The sequence below is a fragment of the Streptomyces sp. DSM 42067 genome, from assembly GCF_055792885.1.
Genome location: NZ_CM147706.1, coordinates 1,338,213 through 1,360,781, shown reverse-complemented (window position 1 = coordinate 1,360,781; position 22,569 = coordinate 1,338,213). Strand labels below are relative to the sequence as shown.

The window sequence follows — 22,569 nt, the reverse complement described above, 5'->3', positions numbered from 1 at the left end:
TCGGCAAGAAGAAGAAACTCGGTGTGGCCGTCGCCGCGGGCGTGGCGTTCGCCGCGGTCTGGAGCTCGACGCCTCCTCGGCTGATGACGATGGTGTGGTGGGGTCGGTGGCATGACCGACTGGCAGTCGCAGGCCGGAGAGGTGGTAGAGGATCATCGGGCCGGTGGGCGGACCATCTGGGTTGCCGGGATACAGGCCGGGCATCTTCTGATCACGTCCGAGGGCCTGGCGGAGCTGGCGTTCGATCAGGCAGAACGCGAGCAGGGCCAGGCAGATGACTTACGCGGCCTCGCCAGCGACGCGACGAAGTCGTCGATCGACTCACTGGCGATGAATCCGGCCTCGGGGTGCTCGGTGACGAGTTCCTTCGTGCGAGCGTAGGTGCGGTTGTGGGCGGGGACCGTGTTGCCCTCGCGGGAGGCGAGGTTGCGAGCCAGGTTCGATCCCGTCACCGCCAGTCCGACGACGCCGATGTTGGCCGTTGCGCTGGTCTTCATCTGGACCTCTTTCGATCGGTGGGTACGCGAGGTGCCTTCCTGGCGCTCGTTTCGATGCCGGCGAGAGCTTCCTGGGCCTGGAGCCCGCGGACCTCGAGCGCAGGCAGCGCCTCCTGGCCGAGCCGCCGGATCACTGTGCCCACGTTGGGTGTGCCACCCCGGGGACCGGGGCGGCAGTGATACGGGGGGTGGTGTGCAGGGACGTGCGGGCAGGTGCCGTCCCGGTCAGAACGCGAGGAGGACCTTGCCCGAGACCGAGGCGTCGGAGGCGACCGCGAGGGCTTCCAACGCCTCGTCCACGGGGAAGGCGTGGGTGATGACCGGGCCGACGGCCAGGGAGCCGTCGGCGATCGCCGCGATCACCTCGTCGATCTCGTCGTTGAAGCGGAACGAGCCGACCAGACGCAGTTCCCGGGTGATGGCGTGTGCGATCGGCGCGGGCTGGTCGCCGCCCGGCAGGAGGCCGACCATGACCACTGTTCCGCCCCTGGTGGCGCCCTTGATGGCGGACGCGAGACCCCGGTGGTTACCGGAGGACTCGATCACCACGTCCGCGTCCACGGCGGCGATCGCTTCGGTGTCGCTCGCGTCGAGTGTCCGCGTCGCTCCGACCGCGCGGGCGATCTCGCGCGGCTTCGCGTGCAGGTCGACCGCCACGATCTCCGCGGCACCGGCCCGTGCCGCCACCGCGACGGCGAGGGCGCCGATGGGGCCGCTCCCGACGACCAGGACGCGCTTGCCCCGGATGTCGCCCGCCTGCGACACGGCGTGCCAGGCGACGGCGGCCGGTTCGGCGAGGGCCGCGACGCGCAGGTCGATTCCGGCGGGCAGTTCGCGCAGCATCGCCGAGGGCAGCACGACCTCGCGGGCGAAGGCACCATCAGTGTGGGGGAAGCGCGCGGCCGAGCCGAGGTAGCGCACTCCGGGCGAGAGGTTGGGCCGGTCGTGGGGGAAGCGGACGTCGGTGTGCTCGTGCGTCGCCGGATGGACCGAGACCGGGGTGCCGGCGGCCGGGCCGGTGCCGTCGGCCGCCGCGCGTACGACGGTTCCGACCACCTCGTGTCCGAGGACCATCGGGGCCCGCAGGACCGATTGCCCTACGGCCCCGTGGCGCCAGTAGTGCAGGTCGGAGCCGCAGATGCCGCCGTAGGCGATGGCGACGACCGCCTCGCCGGGCTCGGGGGAGCGTAGGGCGACTTGCTCGATCCGGACGTCGTCGGCGCCATGGGCGACGACCGCGGTGGTGGTGCTGGGGGTCATGGACGTTCCCTTCTCAGACGACGACCGTCATGCCGCCGTCGACGAAGACGACCTGGCCGTTGACGTAGTCGGACGCGCTGGAGGCGAGCCACACGGTGGGGCCGACCACGTCGGCCACCGTCCCCCAGCGCCGTGCCGGGGTACGGCCGAGGATCCATGCGTTGAACTCGTCGTCGTCCACGAGGTTCTGCGTCATCTCGGTGTGGATGTATCCGGGCGCGATTCCGTTGATCTGCAGTCCTTCACCTGCCCATTCCGCCGTCATGGCCCGGGTGAGGTTGCGCAGGGCGCCCTTGGCCGCCGTGTAGGCGCCGATGGTCGGGCGGGCGAGGTCGGTCTGGACCGAGCAGATGTTGATGATCTTGCCGGTGCGGCGCGGCAGCATCCGGCGGGCGACATGGCGGCCCACGACGAAGGCGCCGGTGAGGTCGGTGTCGACGATCCGCCGCCAGTTCTCCAGGCTCACTTCGACGAGGGGTTCGCGGTGCTGGACGCCGGCGTTGTTCACCAGGACGTCGATGGCGCCGACTTCGGACTCGATCGACGCGATGGCCTCCGCCACGGCGTCCTCGTCGACGATGTCGAAGGCGCGGGCCGCGACACGGTCGTCGCCGAACCGGCGGGCGAGTGCCGTGCGCGTTGCTTCGAGGCGGCCGGGGTCGATGCCGTTGAGGACGAGGGTGGCTCCGGCGTCCGCGAGTCCCGTGGCGATGCCGAGTCCGATGCCGCGGCTCGATCCGGTGATCAGGGCGACTTTGCCGGTGAGGTCGAAAGCGGAGGTCATGTGCGTGGTGGTCTTCCTGGTCAGTAGAACTCGACGGTGTTCACACGGTTGATCAGCTGGTGTCCGTCGAGGAGCCGGGTGGCGTTGGCCGCGAAGAGTTCGGCGATGAGGCGGTCCTCGGCCGCGTCGAGCGCGGCGGTGTGCGGACTCACCAGCACGCGGTCGTGGTCCCAGAGCGGGCTGTGGGCCGGCAGCGGTTCGGTCTCGAAGACGTCCAGCGCGGCGAAGCCGACGCGGCCGGAGTCGAGTGCGTCGACCAGGGCGGCCTCGTCGACGACGCTGCCACGGCCTACGTTGACGAGGGCGGCCCCGGGCCTGAGGGCGTTGAAGAACCGCTTGCCGACGAGGTGCTCGGTCGCCTCGGTGCCGGGGAGCGTGTTCACGACCGCGTCCACCGCGGGCGCCACCTCGGTGATGCGGTCGGGGTGCACCACGGTGGCGACGCCGGGGGCGTCGACAACGCTCCTGCTCGTGCCGATCACTGTCGCGCCCAGCGCGTGGAGTGCCGCGGCGACGGCCCGGCCGATCCCGCCGAGGCCGAGCACGAGAACGGTCTGCCGGCTGACCTGTCCCATGGTCCAGCGGCCGCTCCACTCGTGGTCGCGCTGCTGACGGTGCAGGCGGGGCAGGTCCTTGGCTCCCGCGAGCACGCCGAAGACGGCGAACTCGGCGAGAGGGCGTGCATGCACTCCGGCCGAGGTGGTGAACAGGACCCGGTCGAGGTCGTCGGCGCCGAGCCGGGCGGCCTTGACCTGGGCGCCTCCGCCCGCGGCCATCGTATGCACCCAGCGCAGGCGCGGATTGGCCCGGACCGCTCGCGCCAGGGCGGCCGGGTCCACATCGGGAATCCCGTACAGGGCATCGGCCGACTCGAGGGCGGCCTCGTAGGCGCGCTGCTGCGCGGGGGTCCGACGCCAGTCGGGATCGCCCGCGAAGTCGGCCGGCCAGCGCATCGGAGGAAGGAGGGAATGGTCGACGACGAGGTCGATCCGCGGCTCCAGTTCCTGGACGCGCGCGCAGTTCTCCACGGACAGCGGTGCGGCGACCGCGACGCGCAAGCGGCTGGTCAGCCGGTCCCGGACGGTCATCGGGAGGCCTTGTCGCGCAGCGCTTCGACCTCCGCGTCGAGCGCGGCCTCACGGGCGACGATTTCCTCGACCGCGCCGAGTGCTTCGTCGGCGCGGTGCGGCGGGATGACGATGACACCGTCCCCGTCGGCGGCGACGATGTCACCGGGGTTCACCACGACACCACCGATGGCGACGGGTTCGCCGATCGTGCCCGGCCCGTTCTTGAAGGGGCCGGCCGGGGTCAGCCCGCGGGCGAAGACGGGCACGCCGAGCTCCTCGATGATCGCAGCGTCGCGTACGTATCCGTCGACGACCGCGCCGACGGCGCCGTACACGGCGAACCGCTGGGCGAGGTTGTCGCCGATGACCGCGCGGCCGTCGTAGCCGAAAGCGTTGATGACGAGGATGTCACCAGGGCGGATGTGCTCGAGCGCGGCGATTACGGCCTTGTTGTCGCCCGCGACGGTCAGGACCGGGAGCGCCCTGCCGACGGCCCTCGCGCCGCTCCAGACGGGCGAGATGCCCCCGTCGACGATGTTCAGCCGGTCGAGGGCGTCACCGAGGTTGGCCACGGAGTGCGCGCGGAACCGATCGAGCACTTTCTCGTCGACGCGTTCCCATGAGGTGTTCACGCGCACGTTGTCGCGGGTCATCGCGGTCTCCTTGAGGGGGATTTCGGTGAGGGAGAGGAAGGCACGGAGGTCGTCTGGTGTCGGCTGTCGCGCGACCGTAGGTCCGCTCTGGTTGTGGTCACCGGCCGGAGCCGGGGGGCCGAAGCCCCGTGCCGCTCGGTGTCCGCGCCGCTCTGCCGAACGGGGTCCGGCTCGGCCGGCCTCGGGGTGGGACCTGGCCGTGGGCACGAGCACTGGGAGGCGTTGACCGCCCGTCTTTTCCGCGTGAGCGGTTCGACAGGATCCTGCCGGTGGCTCGCGCGGTCGTCGTGTCTGTCCCGGCGGGGTCGGCCGACATTCCGTCGCCCGAGGGCCGCCGCCTACGAAGCGGCTATGTGTGCTCGCTTCGCCCCATGCCGACAGGGGGGTGGAATCCGTCGGGTGGGTCGATCGGTGAAGCCGGGACCGGCGACGCCGGAGCTCTGGTGGGTGGGGGCCATGGGTCATCCCGTCCCGTCTAGAAAACGAGAAAGCTTTCGCGTTTTGTCGGAGTTAGTGTGCATCCATCCGTGCCGCAAGGCAAGGGGCGGCATGCGATGTGCTGGCCGGGCGGGGCGTCGACCTGGTGAAACGGGCGACAGGGCGAGGCCCCACGGGGATGGATCCGGGCTCCGACCTCCTTGGGAGGGTCGGCTCACCAGCCGTCGGTCACAGGTGAAAGTGACTCGGCGGCACCGCCGGCACTCCGGCAGCCGGGCCGGTAGCGCGATGGAAGCGGAACGTTAACTTGGGGGCAACGCAGATCCTTGACCGCCTCAGAATGCGAATCTATTCTCATTCGCGATTGAAGTCGCAACTCGGCCTCGGCGTTGTTCTTCGGCCCGCGACGTCTCCGCCCGGCCTCACTCGGGCGAGCGGAGACGGCCCGGGCCGACCCGTAGAGAGCGTCGTGCTACCTCGCACAGCAGGTGCACGACGAGCCCGTCACCGCGGTAGTTCGGCACGAGTCACCGCGGGCCCCGGGGCGGACGGGTTGCCGAACGGCACCGAAGCCACACAACTCCCCCGAGGCGCCGCCGCCTTCCCCACACAGGACCCACAACGTATGGGTGCGCCTCGGCACTGGAGCGACCGCCGGCAGCGACCACATTCAGCGCACGTTTCTCAGGACACCGTTCCCGGCGTCCGCGACACCGAAAGTGAACGCGAATGACAACGTCAGATCGGCTCGACACCACATCAGATCGTCACGAGGCCGCGTCGGAGAAGCCCGACGCGGCAACGGTCGACGTCGTCTCCGCCGACGGGAAGGTCGTCCGCAAGGCCACCGTCGCGGGCGCGGTCGGATCGTTCGTCGAGTGGTACGACTACGGCATCTACGGCCTGCTCGTCACCTACCTCGCGATCAACATCATGGGAGAGGCCGAGGCCGGAGGCCTCTTCCTCACCAACGTCGGCTTCCTGGTCAGTTTCATCGCCCGCCCGTTCGGCAGCGTGATCTGCGGATACCTCGGGGACCGGCTCGGGCGCAAAGCCCTCCTCGCCACCCTCCTGGTGCTGATCTCCGCCGCGACCGCGGCCATCGGCCTCATCCCCTCCCACGCCGTCATCGGTGTTGCCGCGCCCGCCCTTCTCGTCCTGCTCCGTGTGCTGCAGGGCTTCTCGGCCGGCGGCGAGGTGGCCGGCGCCATGTCCTTCGTCGGCGAGTACGCCCCGGACGCACGCCGCAACTACATGATGAGCTTCATCGCCGTCGGCTCATTCATCGCCCTGATGTTCGGCAGCGCCTTCTCCGCCGTCCTTATCACGACACTCGGCGACGACGCGATGACCTCCTGGGCCTGGCGAGTTCCCTTCCTCCTCGCCGTCCCCCTCGGCTACGTCGGCTTCTACATCCGCCGCCAGCTGGAGGAGACCCCGCACTTCGAGGCGCTGCGCGCGCAGAACACCGTCGCGCGCAACCCGCTGAGGGAGGCCCTGACCTCCCCGCGCCACCTGAAGGCGATAGCACTCACGATCTTCCTCCCCGCGCTCAACGGCCCCGGCTACTACCTGCTGTTCGTCTACATGCCCACCTATCTGAAGACCTCGCTCGGCGAGCACAACTTCTCCATGCTGCGGGCACTCACGGTCACTGCGTTCAGCCTGGTCGCCATCGTGATCTGTATCCCGCTCATGGCCCGGCTGTCGGACCGGATCGGCCGCAAGCCCGTCCTCACCATCTCCGCCCTGGCGATGGCTGCCGTCTCGTACCCGATGTTCCGCCTCATCACCACCGGAGAGTTCGGCCTGGCCTGCATCGGCACCATCGTCCTGGCGATCGCCTTCTCCGGCCACGCAGCCGTCGTTCACACCGTGCTCGCCGAGATGTTCCCGACGACCGTGCGCTACTCCGCCTACAGCATCGGGTTCAGCGTCTCGACGATCATCTTCGGCGGCAGCGCCCCGCTGCTGATGACCGAACTGATCGAGTCGACCGGCTCCAACCTCGTCCCGGCCTTCGCCGCCATCATCACCGCCCTGATCACCCTGGTCACCATAGCCTTCCTGCGCGAGACCAAGGGCCGACCCCTCGTAGCCAGCTGAACCGCACACCCCCACACACCAGGAGACAGCATGGGAATCAACTCCGTAGCCGTCGTCGCCGACCTCGGCGAGAGCTTCGGCAACTACACGATCGGTGACGACAGCGCCCTGCTCGGACTCGTCACCTCGTCGAACATCGCCTGCGGCTTCCACGCCGGCGACCCGCGCATCATGGACCAGACCGTCGCCGACTGCGTCGAGCGCGGTATCGAACTGGGGGCCCACCCCGGCTACCCCGACCTCGTCGGCTTCGGCCGCCGGCTCATCGAGGCGACCGAGGAGGAGATCCGCACCGACGTCCTCTACCAGCTCGGTGCGCTCGACGCCTTCGCACGGGTGCACGGCGGCACCATCAGCCACGTCGCCCCGCACGGCCGCATGGGCTCGATCGCGCAGACCGACGCCAAGCACGCCCGGGCCATCACCGACGCGATCGCCGCGTACAACACCGACTACATCGTCATCTGTCAGCGCGGTCTGCTCGCCGAGGAGTCCCGCAAGCGCGGCCTCGAGGTCGGCTATGTGTTCCTGGCCGACCGCGGATACGGTGACGACGGCATGCCTGTCCCCCGCTCGCACGAAGGGGGTCTGATCCACGACCCCGAATTCATCGGCCGGCGCTCCGCCCAGGTCGTGCGGGAGGGTACCGTGCGCTCGGTCAACGGCAACGTGGTGCCGCTCGGCCACGACGCCGACGTCCTGCTCCTGCACGGCGACCACCCGTCCGTCCTCGCGAACGGCATCGCGCTGCGTGCCGCGCTCGACGCCGAGGGCATCCGCGTCACGGGCCTGCGGGACGTCCTTGCGGAAAAGGCCGAGAAGGCGGAGAAGGCGGAGGCCGCGCTCGCCCGTTGAGGGCCGAGCGCACGATCAGGCGATGACCACAGCACAGTACGGCGCCGTCACCGTCGAGCCTTTCGGGGACTCGGCGGTGATGGTGACCATCCCCCACACCGACCAGGCCATCCGTAGGTCCGGGATCGTCGCCTTCCGCGACCGGTTCCTGGCGCACCGCCCGCACGGCGTGCTCGACGTCGTCTCCGGTCTCGAATCCCTGCTCATCGAGTTCGACCCGCTGCAGACCGCGCTCCAGCACGTGGAGTACGCGGCCCGCCTGGTGGCGCAATGGGCACCGTCGTCGTCGGACGGTCCGGCCGGCCCGCGGGTGGTGCGGACATTCACCATCCCGGTCGTCTTCGACGACGAGAACGGCCCCGATCTGGCGTCCGTCGCCGAAGAACTGGGCCTGGCCCCCGGCGAGGTCGTCGAGGCGATCGTGGAGTCCACCTTCACGATCTGCCTCCTCGGAGCGGCGATGGCCCCGATGATGGACGGGCTCAAGATGCCCAGGCCCGTGCGCCGGCGTGCCGAGCCGCGGACGGACGTCGCCCCGGGCGCCATCATGATCGCCGGGACCAACGCGATCATCCAGCCGTTCCCCGGCCCGACCGGCTGGCGCGTGGTCGGGCGCACGCCGCACACCATCGTCGACGTCTCCCGTCCGGACCCCGTCTCGTTCGGCCCCGGCGACATCGTGCGCTTTGTCCCCGTCACGCGGGATGAAGCGCAGGCGCTGGACGCCGGTTTCCTGCTGCCGGCGGAGGAGCCCGTATGAAGACCGTGGCGCTGGAGATCACCGGCACCGGATGGGTCACCACGTTCCAGGACCTCGGCCGCCACGACACGGAGCGGCGTGGAGTCCCCACCGGCGGCGCGGCCGACCAGCACTCGGCGAGCGTCGCGAACCTGCTCGTGGGCAACCCCCGAGGCGCGACCCTGCTCGAGAATCTCGGGGGCGAGCTGGCGTTCGTGCCCGACGCCGACGTCCTGCTCGCCGTGACCGGCGCCCCCGCCCGGGTCACCGTCGGTGGCGCGCCCGTCGAGAGCTGGTCGCCGCGGGTGGTGCCGGCGGGGCACGAGGTACAGGTACGTGGGGACATGAACCGAGGGACCCGTACCTATGTGGCCGTGAACGGCGCGCTCACCGCGCAGACCCTGTTGGGGAGTGCGGCGCCGGACGCCCGGATGGGGTTCGGGCAGGCCGTCACCCGCGGTTCGCGCGTCCTGCTGGACACGGAGTTCGGGGGGTTCGGCCGCCGGTTGTTCGAACCGCCGCTGTTCCGGCTTCCCGTCCCCGTTCCGCGCTTCGACGACGGGCCCTGGGTCGTCGACGTCGTGGCGAGCCACGGGATTCACACGATCCCCGGTATCCGCGAGGTGATCGAGGAGGCGACGTACGTCGTCACCGCCCGCTCCAACCACGTCGGGCTCCGGCTCGACGGGCCGGTGCTCCACCCGGACACCGACACCGAGATCGTGTCGCACGGGGTGCCCATCGGGGCGCTGCAGATCCCGCACGCGGACGAGCTGATCGTTCTCGGCCGCTACCGGAGCCTGACGGCGGGCTATCCGATCGTCGGCGTCGCCTCACGGGCCTCCCTGCCCTTGCTGGGGCAGGCCGGTCCGGGTCGGGAACTGCGGTTCCGCTGGACCGACCGTGAGACCTCGCTGCGCCGGTTCGCAAGGCACGAGGCCGAGGTGCGCGCGCTGGGACACGCCGTCGCCGAGGCGTTCGGCGCCCTCGGATTCACCGCACCCTTGTCCCGCAGTAAATGAGAAGATATTCTCAGTTGAAGTTGAAATCGCAGGTCGGTGATGGAGGAGGAACGGTGACGACGTCGGCAGGCAGGACCGCGCTCATCACAGGAGCGGGCAGCGGGATGGGACGTGAGACCGCACGGCTGCTCGCCCGCGACGGCGCCACCGTCGTGCTGACCGGCCGCAGGCAGAAGACGCTCGACGACGTCGCGGACACGATCCGCGCCGAGGGCGGGACCGCCCTGGCCCTCGCGGCGGACGTCACCCGGTCGCAGGACGTCACCTGGGTCCTCGACCGGGTCCACGCCGAACTCGGCCCGGTCGACGTCCTGGTCAACAACGCGGGCAGCGCCTCGTCGGTGCTGAACCCGCAATGGCTCCCGCACGACGAGTGGCGCCAGGTCCTCGACGTCAACCTCACCGCGGTCTTCCAGCTCACCCAGGCCGTCCTGCCCGACATGCTCGGCCGCGGCACCGGGACGATCGTCACCGTCTCCTCGCTCGCCGCCGTCAACCCCAACCTGCTGGGCGGTGCCGCCTACGGCGCGGCCAAGGCCGGCGTCCGCAACTTCATGACCTTCCTGCACAACACCTTCCGCAACCAGGGGCTACGGGCGATCACCGTGCTGCCCGGCGAGGCGGACACCCCCATCCTCGACAACCGCGCCCGGCCCCCGGCGCCGGAGGAACGCGCCGGCATGGTGCAGCCCGAGGACGTGGCCGAGGCCATCCGCCTGGCCGTCACCCTTCCCCAGCGCGTCGTCCTCCAGGAGATCGTCGTCGCCCCCACCCGGCAGCGCGACACCTCCGCCGACCTCGAAGTCAGCCGTTGGGCGGGCGCCCCCGCCGACGCCGCACCGCAGGCCTGACCACCCCGCTACCAGGAGGAGCGCATGCCGCCCACCATCACCACGCAGCCGCCCCGGTTCGCCACCGCCGAGGCCGTCGCCCGGATCGCAGCCGCCTCCCGCCGGACGCAGCAACCGCAGTCCCGGGCCGACCTCGTCTCCCTCGCCATGGGCGAACCCGACTTCGACACACCCCACCTGGTCACCGAGGCCGCCCATGCCTCACTGCGCGCCGGACGGACCCACTACTCACCGCTGCTCGGTGAACCGGCACTGCGCGAAGCGCTCGCCGAGAAGCTCGCCGGCATCGCCGGGGCACCGCTCTCCGCCGCCGACATCCTGATCACCCAGGGCGGAACCGCCGGCCTCGCCGCCTCGATCCTCGGCATCGTCGACCCCGGAGACAAGGTGGTCATCCCCGACCCCACCTACTCCCTCTACGCCGACCTGGTCAGCATGGCCGGAGGCACCGTCGTGCCCGTCCCGCTCGCGCCCAACCTCCACTGGGACCTCGACCGGCTCGCCGACGCCCTGACGGGCGCCAAGCTCTTCGTCTTCTGCAACCCTGTCAACCCGACCGGCATCGTCCACAGCCGCGAGGAACTCGACGCGCTCGCCGACCTGCTCGACGGCACCTCCACGATCGTCATCTCCGACGAGGCGTACTCCGACCTCGACTACACCGGACGGCCGTTCACCTCGGCGATCTCACTTGACGGCCTGCGCGACCGCACCGTCTACTGCCAGACCTTCTCCAAGAGCTACGCCATGACCGGCTGGCGCGTCGGCTACCTCTGGGGCCCGTCACCGCTCATCCAGGCGGCCGCCCGCATCCACAACACCTTCAACGGCTCCGTGAACACCTTCATCCAGGACGCCGCGCTCGTCGCGGTGCAAAGCTGCGCCGAGGACGTCGCCCGGATGCGTGCCGCGTACGAGCGGCGCGGCGAGATCATGTGCAAGGAACTGGCCGCGATCCCCGGCCTCACCCTGAGCGAGCCGGAAGGCGCCTTCTACCAATTCCCGCGGTACGACATCGACCTGCCCTCCGTCGAGGTCGTCGCGGCGCTGCGCTCGCACGGCGTCGCCGTCCGGCCCGGAAGCGAGTTCGGAGCCCAGGGTGAGGGGCACCTTCGGCTGTCGTACGCTGCCAGCCCGGAGTCCATCACCGAGGGTGTCCACCGGCTGGCCGACGGCCTCGCGGCCCTGCGGTGAACCCCGTCCAGCAGGCAACGAGGAGTCGCCCCATGCGCAGTGACACCGAGCGCAACCGCCGGCACCTCATCAAGGCAGCCGCACGCCTCTTCGAGAACTCGCCGACGCCGGTCAGTCTCGCGGAGATCGCCAAACACGCCGAGGTGTCCACCGCGACGGCCTACCGCCACTTCTCCTCCGTCGAGGAGATCCTGCACGCCTTCCGGGCCCAAGTAGGCTCCGAGCTGCGTGACTTCAGCGCACGGCAGACCACCCGGGGCATGGAGAGACTCGACGCGGTGTCGCGGCACTGGGTGTCGCTTGTCCTGGAACACGGCGGTGCGATGGCACAGATGCGCTCGCACCGTGGCTATCTCGAACGACTGCGGGAGGAAACCGGCTATCTCGCCCCACAGGCCGAGGCGCTCACCGAGCCATTGCGGCAGACCACCGAGGAACTGGGCCTCGGAGATCTCGGGGACGAAGCCCTGTACCTGTGGAACGCCCTGTTCGACCCACGGGACATCCTCGACCTCATCAAGGGCGGACGCACCGAGGACGAGGCCGCCACCGGCCTGGTGGCAGCTCTGCGCGGAGCCCTGATCGGCTGGGCCACTGCGGAGCAGCGGCAGCACGGCGACTGAGAGCGGCCCGCCGCGGCGGGTATCCCGACGCACGGACGGGCGCATGTTCGTGCGCACGGCGTGTTCTTCGCCCGGCCGCTTGCTTCTTCCCGTCGCAGCTCTCTGTGCCCTGTTTCTTTCCCTCGCTCTGAACGGCGCAGTGGCGACCGGGCCGGCTTGTGCCATGTGACGCCACGTCACCGCTGCGGTCACCGGCCGGGTCGCCCCGCGTTCGCAGGAGTCCGCCCGCGCCGCGGCGGCTCCGTGATCCCCCGGATCCCCACCCCGCTCGTAGCTCCGTCGTCGGCGGAGATCGCACCGTCCGTCGGCACGTCCGGCCGGCCCACCCTGAACAGAGAGACATCAGTCATGGACGTCGGCACCTACATCGACGCCGTCTACGAGGACATCCGCCGCCGGGACCCCGGAGAGACGGAGTTCCACCAGGCGGCCCACGAAGTCCTGCACTCCATAGCCCCAGTGCTCCGGGCGCACCCGGAATACGCGGACGCCCGCATTGTGGAGCGGCTGTGCGAGCCCGAGCGACAGGTGATCTTCCGGGTCCCCTGGGTCGACGACCTGGGCACGATACAAGTCAACCGAGGGTTCCGCGTGGAGTTCAACAGCGCCCTCGGACCGTACAAGGGCGGCCTGCGGTTCCACCCGAGCGTCGACCTCGGGATCATCAAGTTCCTCGGCTTCGAGCAGATCTTCAAGAACGCGCTGACCGGCATGTCGATCGGCGGCGGCAAGGGCGGGGCGGACTTCGAGCCCAAGGGCCGTTCGGACGGCGAGGTCATGCGGTTCTGCCAGGCGTTCATGACCGAGCTGTATCGCCACCTGGGCGAGCACACCGACGTGCCGGCCGGGGACATCGGCGTGGGCACCCGGGAGATCGGCTATCTCTTCGGCCAGTACAAGCGCATCACCAACCGCTACGAGGCGGGAGTCCTCACCGGCAAGCCGGTCGCCTGGGGCGGCTCGCACGCCCGCACCGAGGCCACCGGCTACGGCGCGGTCTACTTCGCCCAGGAAATGCTGTCCACTCGCGGCCACAGCTTCGACGGGCGCCGAGCCGTGGTCTCCGGGTCCGGAAACGTCGCCGTCTACGCCATCGAGAAGGTCCACGCCCTGGGCGGCCGCGTGGTCGCTTGCTCCGACTCCTCCGGCTATCTGGTCGACGAGAACGGCATCGACCTGGACCTGCTCAAGGACATCAAGGAGGTGCGCCGCGCCCGGATCTCCGCCTACGCCGACGCGAAGCCCACCGCCCGGTTCTCCGCCCGGGGATCGGTGTTCGACGTGGCGTGCGACATCGCCCTGCCGTGCGCGACCCAGAACGAGCTGCGCGAGCAGGACGCCGTCGCGCTGGTGAAGAACGGAGTGCTCGCCGTGGCCGAGGGCGCGAACATGCCCTGCACACCCGAAGCGGTCGAGGTGTTCCGCAGCGCGCGCATCCTCTTCGGCCCGGGCAAGGCGGCCAACGCCGGCGGGGTTGCGACCTCCGCACTGGAAATGCAGCAGAACGCCTCCCGCGAGAGCTGGACCTTCGAGCGGACGGAGACCCAGCTCGCCACCATCATGCGGCAGGTGCACGCCCGGTGCCGTGCCACCGCAGACGCCTACGGCGGTGACGCCGAGGACTACATCCTCGGCGCCAACTCCGCAGGCTTCCTCCGCGTCGCCGAAGCGATGACGGCCCAGGGGGTCGTCTAGATCCGTACTTCGCGGGTGGCTCGTTCAGGTCTCTGGCCAGCGGGGATGCGTTGGTTCAAGGCAGAGGAGGTCGAGGAGATGGAGCTGGACGCCTCGGCTGATGACGATGGTGGGTGGGTCGGTGGCATGACCGACTGGCAGTCGCAGGCCGGAGAGGTGGTAGAGGATCATCGGGCCGGTGGGCGGACCATCTGGGTTGCCGGGATACAGGCCGGGCATCTTCTGATCACGTCCGAGGGCCTGGCGGAGCTGGCGTTCGATCAGGCAGAACGCGAGCAGGGCCAGGCAGACGACCGCTACCAGTGAGGCGACCCGTTTGTTGTCCTCCACGAAGACGGGGGTGACGGCCAGGGGGCCTTTGATGGCCGGGTGGGCGCTGTGCAGGGACATGGAGGTCATGTCCCAGTGGCACATCGACACATCGATGCCGAACTCGCCGATCGCGCGGGCCCCGATGCTGTCGGTGAGGTCCGTCAGGTGCGGGGCGATCGCGTCCAGCGCCCGGCCCCGGCAGTCATCGTTGAGCAGCTCCGGCTCGATACCGAAGACCTCCTCCACCGCCCACTCACGCGCCCAGTCATCCACCCGCCACAGCGGGGCGGGCGCGATCAGCCGGTTGGCCACCAGAGCCTCGATGACCTGCCCATGTGTCAGATGAGCGGTGTCACGGCCCAGGCACAACCGGCCGACGGTCCCGGCCACATCCAGCCGGCGCAGAAACTCGGCAGCAACAGGCAGAGCGACCAGACGCTTCGCCACCACGGCGCTGACCACACATTCCATGCGTGGACGCACCGTCCGTGGCCGCGGGGACCGGGAAGACTTCGTCACACCCCACCAACGCGGCCACGACTCCATCAGACACCCCCACAGGCCCCGAACCAGCCGATTCAGTCACCCGCGAAGTACGGATCCAGCAGGCGGCCAAGGCGGAGGGCGGCAAGGTCACCGTCTACATCGGCGGTGACGCGCCCGGCCAGTGGGACTCGCTGTCCTCCGCCTTCACCCAGCAGTTCCCGGACATGAAGATCCATCTGGTCACCGACCTGAGCGCGCTCTCACCCATGCGGGCCGACACCAGGTTCAGCGGCCTTGGCTGAGCGGGTGGCTGAAGCCCTGGTCGGAGATGAGCGCGGCGGCCTCCGCCAGGTCGGTGGCGAAGCGTTCGACGGCCTCGTAGGGGAAGCGGTGGCTGGGTCCGCTGAGGGAGAGGGAGGCGATGACCTTGCCCGAGCGGCTGGTCACCGGGACGGCGACTGCAGCCAGGCCCTCGTCCCACTCGCTGCTGCTTACCGCGTAGCCGCGGTGCGCGGCTTCTTGTGCCCAGGTGCGCAGTTGGTCGGCGTGCGCTTCGCCGTGGGGGGAGGACGCGGCGACCCGACGCAGCAGGGTCTCGGAGGCTTCGCGCAGGAGGATCTTGGAGGAGGCGCCGGCCCACAGGGGCTGTTCGTCGCCGACGTCGACGACATGGCGAAGCGGGTGCGGGCTCTCCTCGTGCGCGACGCAGACGCGGCTCACGTCGCGGGCGACGAAGATGTTGACCGTATCGCCCAACCGGTCGGCGAGATCGCGCATGACCTTGCGGGTCTCGCGCGGCACCTCCCACTGGCTGCGGGCCAGATAGGCCCAGCGCCACAGGCCGGGTCCGGCCGTGTAGCCGACCGGGTGCGACCACAGCAGGCCGCACTCCTCCAGGGTCTGGACCAGGCGCAGGACGGTGGTCTTGGCCAGTCCGGTCGCCTCGGTGATCTCGCGCAGGGTGATGACGGGACGGTCCTCGCTCAGCAGGCCGAGGATGTCCACGGCGCGCCGCACGCTGCGTACACCCGTACCGTGCTGCTCCCTGACCGCCTCGGCCTGAGCGTCCCTGTCGTCCACGGATCCCTCCCCATACTGGTCGGCTCTGCGCGGCACCCGCCCTGTCCGCCACCGCGCTTATCCGTGACGGTAGTCCACCAGGCGGACCAACGGAACCGTAAAGCCTAAGAAATCTTGACGTAACCCTTGATGGCGGGAATCGCGCATCGTATGTTTCCGCTACTCGGTTCGATCGGTCCACGCAATGGACCTCGCTTGAGGGTCGCCGCCCCGCACCGTTGTGGCGATGGCCCGGTTTGCCGCTGACGGCCCGCTCCACACCCGCGGAGCGCCCGCCGCGCCCCCGGCATCTGTCCCCACCGTAGCCATCTGTGTCCCGACCCCGGCGTGCCGCGCACCGCTCGCACGGCACGACCGGGCCACGGGAGTCGCAGCACCCAAGGGAGTATGTGAGATGAGCAGCAGTACGCAGCAGCCGGCCGCGGCCGGAGGCGCCGGAGGTGCCGGCGTGGCGAGGAGAGCAGCGATCGCGAGCTTCATGGGAGCCGTGGTCGACTGGTACGACTTCTTCCTCTACGGCATCGTCGCCGGTCTGCTGTTCGGCGATCTGTTCTTCCCGGGCGCCTCACCGGCCGTGGGCACCCTGGCCGCCTGGGCCACCTTCGGTGTCGGCTTCCTCTTCCGCCCGCTCGGCGGCATCGTCTTCGGCCACTTCGGCGACCGGCTGGGCCGCAAACGGATGCTCGTCCTCACCATGCTGATCATGGGCGTGGCCAGCACGCTGATAGGCGTACTGCCCACCTACGCGCAGGCCGGGATCTGGGCCCCCGTGCTGCTGGTCGTGCTGCGGGCCGCCCAGGGCTTCGCGGTCGGCGGCGAGTGGGGCGGCGCCGCGCTGATGGCGGTGGAGAACGCCCCCGCCAAGTGGCGCTCCCTCTACAGCAGCGGCGTGCAGGTCGGTGCCTCGGTCGGTCTGCTGCTCGCCACCCTGATCACCAAGATCATGTCGGGCACCACCTCGGACGCGGCCTTCCGCTCCTGGGGCTGGCGGATTCCGTTCCTGGTCAGCGCCGCCTTGGTGATCGTCGGCCTCATCATCCGGGCCAAGGTCGAGGAGTCCGAGGTCTTCACCAAGAAGGTCGCCGCGATGAGCGAGGAGGCCAGGCCGCGGGTGCCGCTGATCGCCGCCGTGAAGTCCAACCCGAAGGGCTTCTTCGCCATCATCGGGCTGCGCTTCGTGGAGCTCTTCACCTTCTACGGCGTGACGACCTTCGGCCTCGCCTACGGCACCGACGAACTCGGCCTGGACCGCGACAGCCTGCTCAACGTCAACCTGGTCGTCGGCGGACTCGCCGTCCTCACCATTCCGGCCTTCGCCTACCTCGCCGACCGCTTCGGCCGCCGCAAGGTCTACTGCTGGGGCGCCCTCATCGGCGTCGCGAGCGCGGCGCCGTACTTCTGGGCCATGGAATCCGGCTCGCTGGTGCTGATCATCGCCTGCGCCGTGCTGCTGGTGAACGTCGCGCACGACATGGCGGTCTCCGTCCAGCAGTCCCTGTTCACCGACATGTTCGGCCCCGAGTACCGCTACAGCGGCGCCGGTGTCGGCTACCAGCTCGCCAGCGCGATCGGCGGCGGCTTCACCCCGTTCATCGCCAGCTCCCTGGTGATCTGGGCAGGCGGCGGCTGGAGCCTGGTGGCGGCCTACCTCGCCCTCGGCTGCGCCGTCTCCTTCCTCGTCGCGCTGCGCATGAATGGCGACGACGAGGTGGCCGGGGCCCCGGAGACGGCACGGCAGCACAGCGCGGCGGCGGAAGGCGCGACTGCCTGAATTCCTGCGCTCTCTTCCCGGGGGTGCCGCCGACTCCTGCACTCGTCGGCGGCACCTCCGGTCTTGTTGAGGGCACCCCTACGCCCTATTCTGACCGTACAGCGGACTGATTGTTCCGCTGGATGGACCGCTAGGAGTTCTGGTGAAAGCAGCTGTCCTCACGGCGCCGGGCCGGATCGAGACCATCGATGACTGGGCGGAGCCCGTCTGTGGTCCGCACGACGTCGTCGTGGAGATGGAGGGCGTCGGCCTGTGCGGCACCGACCTCGCCGTCTTCTACGGCAAGCGCCTGACGCCCGCGATCCCGTGGGTCATGGGGCATGAGGGCTTCGGACGGATCGCCGCCATCGGCAGCGACGTACGGGGCCGCCAAGTGGGCCAGAGGGTGGTCATCGAACCCAACTACGCCTGCCTGAAGTGCGTCGACTGCCTCACCGGCCTCACCTCGGCCTGCCCGCACCGCGCCATCGTCGGCCTGAACGCCCCGGGCGTCCTCGCCGAACGCGTCGCCCTCCCCGCGCACTTCGCCCACCCCGTCCCGGAGGTCCCAGATGGCCTCACCGGCGCCGACCTCGCCGCCACCGAGCCCTACACCGTGGCTCGGGCCGCCGTGCGGCGCAGCGGCGTCACGGCCGCCGACCGCTGTCTGGTCGTCGGTGCCGGGGCGCAGGGGCTGCTGGTCTGCCTGATCCTGTCCCGCCTCGGCATCGAACCGGTCGTCACCGAGCCTCACCCGCAACGGCTCGCCCACGCCGAACGGTTGGGCGCGACACCCGACGACGGCCGCACCGGGTTCACGTACGTCTTCGAGACCTCCGGCCACGCACCGGCCCTGCGCCCGGCCGTGGACCGCGCCGCCCCCGGCGCCACCGTCGTCCTGATCGGCCTCAACCCCCACCAACTGCCGCTCACCACCGACGACGTGGTCCGCCGCCAACTGGTGCTCCGCGGGTCGATGATCTACGACCACCCTGACGACTTCACGACCGCGATCGCCGAGCTGCCCGAGGCTCGGCCCGGTGCCGTCATCGAGGCCCGCTTCCCGCTCGACCAGGCCCAACAGGCGTTCGCCGGCGCCGCCGAACGTGCCGGAAAGACCTGGATCAGCATCCGGGACTCCGACGGAGGTGTGCATGCGTAAGTCCATCGCGACCGTCTGCCTCAGCGGTTCACTGACCGAGAAGCTGACCGCGGCCGCCCGCGCGGGCTTCGACGGAGTCGAGATCTTCGAAAGCGACCTCCTCGCCAGCCCGCTGCCTCCGGAGGAGATCCGCGCCCGCACCGCCGACCTCGGGCTCACGATCGACCTCTACCAGCCGATGCGGGACGTCGAGGCCGTGCCCGAGGAAGAGTTCGTACGCCAACTGCGCCGGGCGGAGCGCAAGTTCGACGTCATGCGCAGGCTCGGGGTCGACACGCTCCTGGTGTGCTCCAACGTCTCCCCGCACGCCGTGGACGACGATGCGCTCGCCGCCGGGCAACTCGTCCGACTGGCCGAGCTTGCCCAGGAGTTCGACATCCGGGTCGCCTACGAGGCGCTCGCCTGGGGACGGCACGTCAGCACGTACGACCACGCCTGGCGCATCGTCGACCAGGCCGACCACCCCGCGCTCGGCGTCTGCCTGGACAGCTTCCACATCCTCTCCCGTGACTCGGCCCCCAAGGGCATCGAGGACATCCCCGGCGAGAAGATCTTCTTCCTGCAGCTCGCCGACGCCCCACTGATGGCCATGGACGTCCTCCAGTGGAGCCGCCACTACCGCTGCTTCCCCGGCCAGGGCGGCCTCGACGTGACCTCCCTCGTCCGCCACGTCGTGAACGCCGGGTACCGGGGCCCGCTCTCCCTGGAAGTCTTCAACGACGTGTTCCGCCAGGCGGACGCGGGCAGCACCGCCGTCGACGCGCTGCGCTCCTTGATCGCCCTGGAGGAGAGCGCGGGCATCTCCCCGCTCCCGGCGCCGGTCGTCCCGTCCGGCATCGCCTTCGTCGAACTCGCCACCGCCGACCCGCAGCCCGTGACCGAACTGCTGGCCGGACTCGGCTTCCGGCGCACCGGACGGCACACCGGAAAACCGGTGGAACTGTGGGAACAGGGCGACGCCCGCATCCTGCTGAACCATGGCACCGGCACCCGCGGCGAAGGCACGGCCCTCACCGCCATCGGCCTGGAGACCCCCGACCCCCGCGCCGCCGCCCACCGTGCCGAGTCCCTGCTCGCCCCCGTCCTGCCCCGACGCCGTAGCGGGGAGGACGTCCCGCTGGACGCGGTCGCCGCCCCCGACGGCACCGAACTGTTCTTCTGCGCCACCCGCCGCCCCGAACACGCCGACTGGACAGGCGACTTCACGACCGCCGCCCACCCCCAGCAGGCCGACTCAGCAGGCGGAAGCATCACCGGCGTCGACCACGTTGCCCTGACCCAGCCCTGGCACCACTTCGACGAAGCCGTCCTCTTCCACCGCACCGTCCTGGGCCTGCGCCCGCACGAGAGCGTCGATCTGGCCGACCCCTACGGGCTCTTCCGCAGCCGCGCCCTCTCCGGCAGCACAGACGGCCCGGAAGGCACACGCGGCCTCCGGCTCGTCCTCAACCTGGCGCCCAGCCCGGCGGCGGAGAGCCGCACCCGCACCCGGGCCCAGCACATCGCCCTCGCCACCGACGACATCGCCGAGGCCGCCCGCCGCATCCGTGCCGCCGGCGCGGAACTGCTGAAGATCCCCGCCAACTACTACGAGGATCTCGACGCCCGCTACGAGTTCGCCCCCGGCGAGCTGCAGACGTACCGGGAACTCGGCATCCTCTACGACCGCGACGAACGCGGAGCCGAGTTCCGCCACTGCTACACGGCCACCGTGGGCCGCGTCTTCTTCGAGATCGTCCAACGCACCGGCGGCTACGGCGGCTACGGTGCCGCCAACGCTCCCGTCCGCCTGGCCGCGCAGCGGCGATGACGGCCCGGAAGAAGGCTGTGTGTCCGCGCGTCAGTCGTGGGCCACGCGCGTCTCCATGGCCTCCACCAGCCGTCCCAGCGCCTTGCGCACCCACTCCCGGTCCTCTCCAAGACCCGCCAACAGGTCGACCTCGGCGGCGAGTTGGCGGGGGAAGAAGTCGTCGACGGCCTGGGCGCCGGCCTCGGTAATGGTGACCAGGGCGGCACGGCGGTCGGCGGGGTTGGGGGTGCGGGCGATGAAGCCGCGCTTCTCCAGTTTGCCGAGAGTCTTGCTCACGCCCGCCCGGGACAGGCCCAGCCGCTCGGCGAGGCTGCGGGCGATGACCGGGTCGGTTGCGTGGCGGAGGGGGATGAGCATGTCGACCTCGGGCGCGGTGAGGGGAGCGCCCGCGTAGAGGGGCTCCACAGCACGGTTGAGCAGGCCCGTGGCGCGCTTGAGCAGGCCGACAAGCTCCATGGGGGAGGTGTCCAGGCCGGGGTTGTGGGTGGCCCACTGAGCGCGGACGTCCGCGGCGGAGGCGGGGGAGGAGGGCATGCGGCTCGCCTTCTCAATAAAATATTTGTTAGCTAGTGAACTATCGGCTATCTTTATGGCCATGGTAACCGCGTCCCCCTCCCGTACCGCCGTCGTGCCGGACCCTGGCGGCCCCGCTCCTTCCGGGCGTACGGTCGCCGCCCTCGTCGCCGTACTCGGAGCCCTGACCGCAGTCGCCCCGCTGGCGACCGACATGTACGTCCCCGGCTTCCCCACGATGGGGGACGCGCTCGGGGCGAGCAGTTCGGCCGTGCAGCTGACGATGACCGCGTTCCTGGCCGGGCTCGTCGTCGGCCAGCTGATCATCGGTCCGCTCAGCGACGGGCTCGGCCGGCGTCGGCTGCTGATATCCGGGTCGGCCGGGTTCGTCCTCTTCTCACTCGCCTGCGCCGTCGCCCCGAACGTCACCGTCCTGACCGGCGCCCGCTTCCTGCAGGGCCTGGCCGGCGCGGCAGGCATGGTGCTGGCCCGTGCCGTGCTCACCGACCGTTTCCGCGGGGCCGAACTGCCGCGCTACTTCGCGGTGCTTTCCCAGGTCATGGGTGTGGCACCGATCGCCGCGCCGGTGCTCGGCGGGGTGATCCTGTCCGTGGCCACCTGGCGAGCGGTGTTCGCCGTGCTGGCCGTTCTGGGCGTGCTGCTCCTGCTCGCCGTACTACGCGCGGTGCCCGAGTCGCTGCCACCCGAGCGGCGCCAGGGCGGCGGGGTCGCGAGCACTTTCCGCGCGATGGGCTCGCTGCTCGCCAGCCGCACGTTCATGGGGTACGTCCTCGTCGTCGCCCTCGTCTCGGCCGCCTTGTTCTCCTACATCAGCGGCTCCAGCTTCGTCTTCGAAAACCTCCACGGGGTCTCCTCGACGACGTACTCCCTCATCTTCGCCACCAACGCCGTCGGCATGCTGATCGCCGGGGCGGTCTTCTCTCGCCTGGCCGGCCGGGGTGTACGCCTGAACACGCTCCTCACAGCCGGCGTCGGCATCTCCTTGCTGGGTGCACTGGCGCAGGCCCTGCTGGTCATGGTCGTGGGCGAGAGCCTCGCGGGCACCTGGATCACGCTGTTCGTGACCGTCAGTGGTATCGGCCTGGTCTTCCCCGGAGGCATGAGCATCGGCCAGGCGGTGGGCCGTGTGGCTCCGGGTGCGGCGTCCGCGCTCCTGGGCGGCCTGCAGTTCTTCTTCGGGGCCCTCGCCTCACCGCTGGTGGGACTGTTCGGCGAGGACAGCTCCCTGCCGATGGCGCTGATCATGCTGATCGCCGTGGCCGGGGCGGGGCTTGCCCTCGTAGGTCTCGCCCGGCCCTGGCAGGGGCATGGCGAACCAGGTGATTCGACAGTCCGGCGTTAGCTCTCAATCGTCACCGACCGTCCACTCCCCACGGAGGACGTGCGGGGTCAAACCCGGCCGGGCGCGGCCTGAGGGCTCACCCTTCGGAACGCGAGGCGAAGACGGGCACGCGCTGGGGAACCCACAGGTCGGGGAGTCCCGTACGGATCACGAAGACGCCCCAGGTGCCCGGGCAGGTCACGTGCCTCGGACGATCCACAGGATGGATGAACGCGATCGGAGACTTCGTTCACGCGAGGGCTAGGCACCGGGAGGGCCCCGGCTCATAGTCGTGCCAGTTACCTGACGCCCGCTACTTCGGGCTCA

Annotated in this window: 21 protein-coding genes; 13 read left to right on the top strand and 8 right to left on the bottom strand. The window is 70.3% G+C overall.

Features of this window, described 5'->3' with window-relative positions:
* Window positions 1-245: 245 nt before the first annotated feature.
* The 5 genes from ACSMXV_RS06540 to ACSMXV_RS06520 all read right to left on the bottom strand — a co-directional run bounded on the left by ACSMXV_RS06540 (window position 246) and on the right by ACSMXV_RS06520 (window position 4,264).
* Entirely contained in the window at window positions 246-497 is a 252-nt protein-coding gene (locus ACSMXV_RS06540) for an NAD(P)-binding domain-containing protein (RefSeq protein ID WP_473176763.1), read from the bottom strand.
* Between the two features lie 225 nt (window positions 498-722).
* Complete coding sequence (locus ACSMXV_RS06535; protein WP_473176762.1) at window positions 723-1,757, bottom strand: zinc-binding dehydrogenase; 1,035 nt, start codon at window positions 1,755-1,757, stop codon at window positions 723-725.
* A 13-nt stretch (window positions 1,758-1,770) separates the two neighbouring features.
* Window positions 1,771-2,541, bottom strand: coding sequence for an SDR family oxidoreductase (locus tag ACSMXV_RS06530; protein ID WP_473176761.1), 771 nt, complete (start codon window positions 2,539-2,541; stop codon window positions 1,771-1,773).
* 20 nt (window positions 2,542-2,561) lie between these two features.
* A complete protein-coding gene (locus ACSMXV_RS06525; protein ID WP_473176760.1) occupies window positions 2,562-3,629 on the bottom strand; it encodes a D-2-hydroxyacid dehydrogenase in 1,068 nt (355 codons plus the stop codon).
* The gene (locus tag ACSMXV_RS06520; RefSeq protein ID WP_473176759.1) at window positions 3,626-4,264 is read right to left on the bottom strand and encodes an RraA family protein; all 639 of its coding nucleotides are present in this window, start codon (window positions 4,262-4,264) and stop codon (window positions 3,626-3,628) included. The genes ACSMXV_RS06525 and ACSMXV_RS06520 overlap by 4 nt, the downstream gene beginning before the upstream one ends.
* Window positions 4,265-5,431: 1,167 nt before the next feature.
* Here ACSMXV_RS06520 and ACSMXV_RS06515 point away from each other — a divergent pair.
* The 8 genes from ACSMXV_RS06515 to gdhA all read left to right on the top strand — a co-directional run bounded on the left by ACSMXV_RS06515 (window position 5,432) and on the right by gdhA (window position 13,787).
* Complete coding sequence (locus tag ACSMXV_RS06515; RefSeq protein ID WP_473176758.1) at window positions 5,432-6,808, top strand: MFS transporter; 1,377 nt, start codon at window positions 5,432-5,434, stop codon at window positions 6,806-6,808.
* A gap of 30 nt (window positions 6,809-6,838) precedes the next feature.
* Entirely contained in the window at window positions 6,839-7,663 is an 825-nt protein-coding gene (locus tag ACSMXV_RS06510; RefSeq protein ID WP_473176757.1) for a LamB/YcsF family protein, read from the top strand.
* A 22-nt stretch (window positions 7,664-7,685) separates the two neighbouring features.
* Complete coding sequence (locus ACSMXV_RS06505) at window positions 7,686-8,423, top strand: 5-oxoprolinase subunit B family protein (protein WP_473176756.1); 738 nt, start codon at window positions 7,686-7,688, stop codon at window positions 8,421-8,423.
* The gene (locus ACSMXV_RS06500; protein ID WP_473176755.1) at window positions 8,420-9,424 is read left to right on the top strand and encodes a 5-oxoprolinase subunit C family protein; all 1,005 of its coding nucleotides are present in this window, start codon (window positions 8,420-8,422) and stop codon (window positions 9,422-9,424) included. The genes ACSMXV_RS06505 and ACSMXV_RS06500 overlap by 4 nt, the downstream gene beginning before the upstream one ends.
* Before the next feature lie 53 nt (window positions 9,425-9,477).
* Window positions 9,478-10,275, top strand: a complete 798-nt coding sequence (locus ACSMXV_RS06495; RefSeq protein WP_473176754.1) for an SDR family oxidoreductase — start codon at window positions 9,478-9,480, stop codon at window positions 10,273-10,275.
* A gap of 24 nt (window positions 10,276-10,299) precedes the next feature.
* A complete protein-coding gene (locus tag ACSMXV_RS06490; RefSeq protein WP_473176753.1) occupies window positions 10,300-11,469 on the top strand; it encodes a pyridoxal phosphate-dependent aminotransferase in 1,170 nt (389 codons plus the stop codon).
* Window positions 11,470-11,501: 32 nt separating this feature from the next.
* Entirely contained in the window at window positions 11,502-12,092 is a 591-nt protein-coding gene (locus ACSMXV_RS06485; RefSeq protein WP_473176752.1) for a TetR/AcrR family transcriptional regulator, read from the top strand.
* 348 nt (window positions 12,093-12,440) lie between these two features.
* Window positions 12,441-13,787 carry an NADP-specific glutamate dehydrogenase gene (gene gdhA, locus ACSMXV_RS06480; protein ID WP_473176751.1) on the top strand — a complete coding sequence of 449 codons (1,347 nt, stop codon included), beginning with the start codon at window positions 12,441-12,443 and terminating at the stop codon, window positions 13,785-13,787.
* Between the two features lie 24 nt (window positions 13,788-13,811).
* On the opposite strand, the gene ACSMXV_RS06475 is transcribed toward gdhA, so the two are convergent.
* Entirely contained in the window at window positions 13,812-14,570 is a 759-nt protein-coding gene (locus ACSMXV_RS06475) for a DUF4277 domain-containing protein (RefSeq protein WP_473176750.1), read from the bottom strand.
* Window positions 14,571-14,572: 2 nt separating this feature from the next.
* On the opposite strand from ACSMXV_RS06475, the gene ACSMXV_RS06470 reads away from it, so the two are divergent.
* A complete protein-coding gene (locus tag ACSMXV_RS06470; protein WP_473176749.1) occupies window positions 14,573-14,887 on the top strand; it encodes a hypothetical protein in 315 nt (104 codons plus the stop codon).
* Here ACSMXV_RS06470 and ACSMXV_RS06465 read toward each other — a convergent pair.
* On the bottom strand, window positions 14,871-15,665 hold the full coding sequence (locus tag ACSMXV_RS06465) for an IclR family transcriptional regulator (RefSeq protein ID WP_473176748.1): 795 nt from the start codon (window positions 15,663-15,665) through the stop codon (window positions 14,871-14,873). The two genes, ACSMXV_RS06470 and ACSMXV_RS06465, sit on opposite strands and share 17 nt — an antisense overlap.
* A 394-nt stretch (window positions 15,666-16,059) precedes the next feature.
* Here ACSMXV_RS06465 and shiA point away from each other — a divergent pair, with 394 nt between their 5' ends.
* The 3 genes from shiA (at window position 16,060) to ACSMXV_RS06450 (ending at window position 20,387) form a co-directional block, all read left to right on the top strand.
* Window positions 16,060-17,436 carry a shikimate transporter gene (gene shiA, locus ACSMXV_RS06460; RefSeq protein ID WP_473176747.1) on the top strand — a complete coding sequence of 459 codons (1,377 nt, stop codon included), beginning with the start codon at window positions 16,060-16,062 and terminating at the stop codon, window positions 17,434-17,436.
* Window positions 17,437-17,578: 142 nt separating this feature from the next.
* Window positions 17,579-18,577 carry a zinc-dependent alcohol dehydrogenase gene (locus ACSMXV_RS06455; RefSeq protein ID WP_473176746.1) on the top strand — a complete coding sequence of 333 codons (999 nt, stop codon included), beginning with the start codon at window positions 17,579-17,581 and terminating at the stop codon, window positions 18,575-18,577.
* Window positions 18,570-20,387, top strand: coding sequence for a TIM barrel protein (locus ACSMXV_RS06450; protein ID WP_473176745.1), 1,818 nt, complete (start codon window positions 18,570-18,572; stop codon window positions 20,385-20,387). Before ACSMXV_RS06455 ends, ACSMXV_RS06450 begins: the two co-directional genes overlap by 8 nt.
* Window positions 20,388-20,417: 30 nt before the next feature.
* Here the strand turns inward: ACSMXV_RS06450 and ACSMXV_RS06445 are convergent, their stop codons facing one another.
* Complete coding sequence (locus ACSMXV_RS06445) at window positions 20,418-20,921, bottom strand: MarR family winged helix-turn-helix transcriptional regulator (protein ID WP_473176744.1); 504 nt, start codon at window positions 20,919-20,921, stop codon at window positions 20,418-20,420.
* Window positions 20,922-20,982: 61 nt separating this feature from the next.
* On the opposite strand from ACSMXV_RS06445, the gene ACSMXV_RS06440 reads away from it, so the two are divergent.
* Window positions 20,983-22,263, top strand: a complete 1,281-nt coding sequence (locus tag ACSMXV_RS06440; RefSeq protein ID WP_473176743.1) for a multidrug effflux MFS transporter — start codon at window positions 20,983-20,985, stop codon at window positions 22,261-22,263.
* The last annotated feature ends 306 nt before the right edge of the window (window positions 22,264-22,569 follow it).

Coding starts and splice junctions, on each gene's coding strand:
- ACSMXV_RS06450 (WP_473176745.1), top strand. CDS start 18,570: ATGCGTAAGTCCATCGCGACCGTCTGCCTCAGCGGTTCACTGACCGAG.
- shiA (WP_473176747.1), top strand. CDS start 16,060: ATGAGCAGCAGTACGCAGCAGCCGGCCGCGGCCGGAGGCGCCGGAGGT.
- ACSMXV_RS06490 (WP_473176753.1), top strand. CDS start 10,300: ATGCCGCCCACCATCACCACGCAGCCGCCCCGGTTCGCCACCGCCGAG.
- ACSMXV_RS06520 (WP_473176759.1), bottom strand. CDS start 4,264: ATGACCCGCGACAACGTGCGCGTGAACACCTCATGGGAACGCGTCGAC.
- ACSMXV_RS06510 (WP_473176757.1), top strand. CDS start 6,839: ATGGGAATCAACTCCGTAGCCGTCGTCGCCGACCTCGGCGAGAGCTTC.
- ACSMXV_RS06540 (WP_473176763.1), bottom strand. CDS start 497: ATGAAGACCAGCGCAACGGCCAACATCGGCGTCGTCGGACTGGCGGTG.
- gdhA (WP_473176751.1), top strand. CDS start 12,441: ATGGACGTCGGCACCTACATCGACGCCGTCTACGAGGACATCCGCCGC.
- ACSMXV_RS06485 (WP_473176752.1), top strand. CDS start 11,502: ATGCGCAGTGACACCGAGCGCAACCGCCGGCACCTCATCAAGGCAGCC.
- ACSMXV_RS06440 (WP_473176743.1), top strand. CDS start 20,983: ATGGTAACCGCGTCCCCCTCCCGTACCGCCGTCGTGCCGGACCCTGGC.
- ACSMXV_RS06500 (WP_473176755.1), top strand. CDS start 8,420: ATGAAGACCGTGGCGCTGGAGATCACCGGCACCGGATGGGTCACCACG.
- ACSMXV_RS06530 (WP_473176761.1), bottom strand. CDS start 2,541: ATGACCTCCGCTTTCGACCTCACCGGCAAAGTCGCCCTGATCACCGGA.
- ACSMXV_RS06445 (WP_473176744.1), bottom strand. CDS start 20,921: ATGCCCTCCTCCCCCGCCTCCGCCGCGGACGTCCGCGCTCAGTGGGCC.
- ACSMXV_RS06515 (WP_473176758.1), top strand. CDS start 5,432: ATGACAACGTCAGATCGGCTCGACACCACATCAGATCGTCACGAGGCC.
- ACSMXV_RS06505 (WP_473176756.1), top strand. CDS start 7,686: ATGACCACAGCACAGTACGGCGCCGTCACCGTCGAGCCTTTCGGGGAC.
- ACSMXV_RS06525 (WP_473176760.1), bottom strand. CDS start 3,629: ATGACCGTCCGGGACCGGCTGACCAGCCGCTTGCGCGTCGCGGTCGCC.
- ACSMXV_RS06475 (WP_473176750.1), bottom strand. CDS start 14,570: ATGGAATGTGTGGTCAGCGCCGTGGTGGCGAAGCGTCTGGTCGCTCTG.
- ACSMXV_RS06535 (WP_473176762.1), bottom strand. CDS start 1,757: ATGACCCCCAGCACCACCACCGCGGTCGTCGCCCATGGCGCCGACGAC.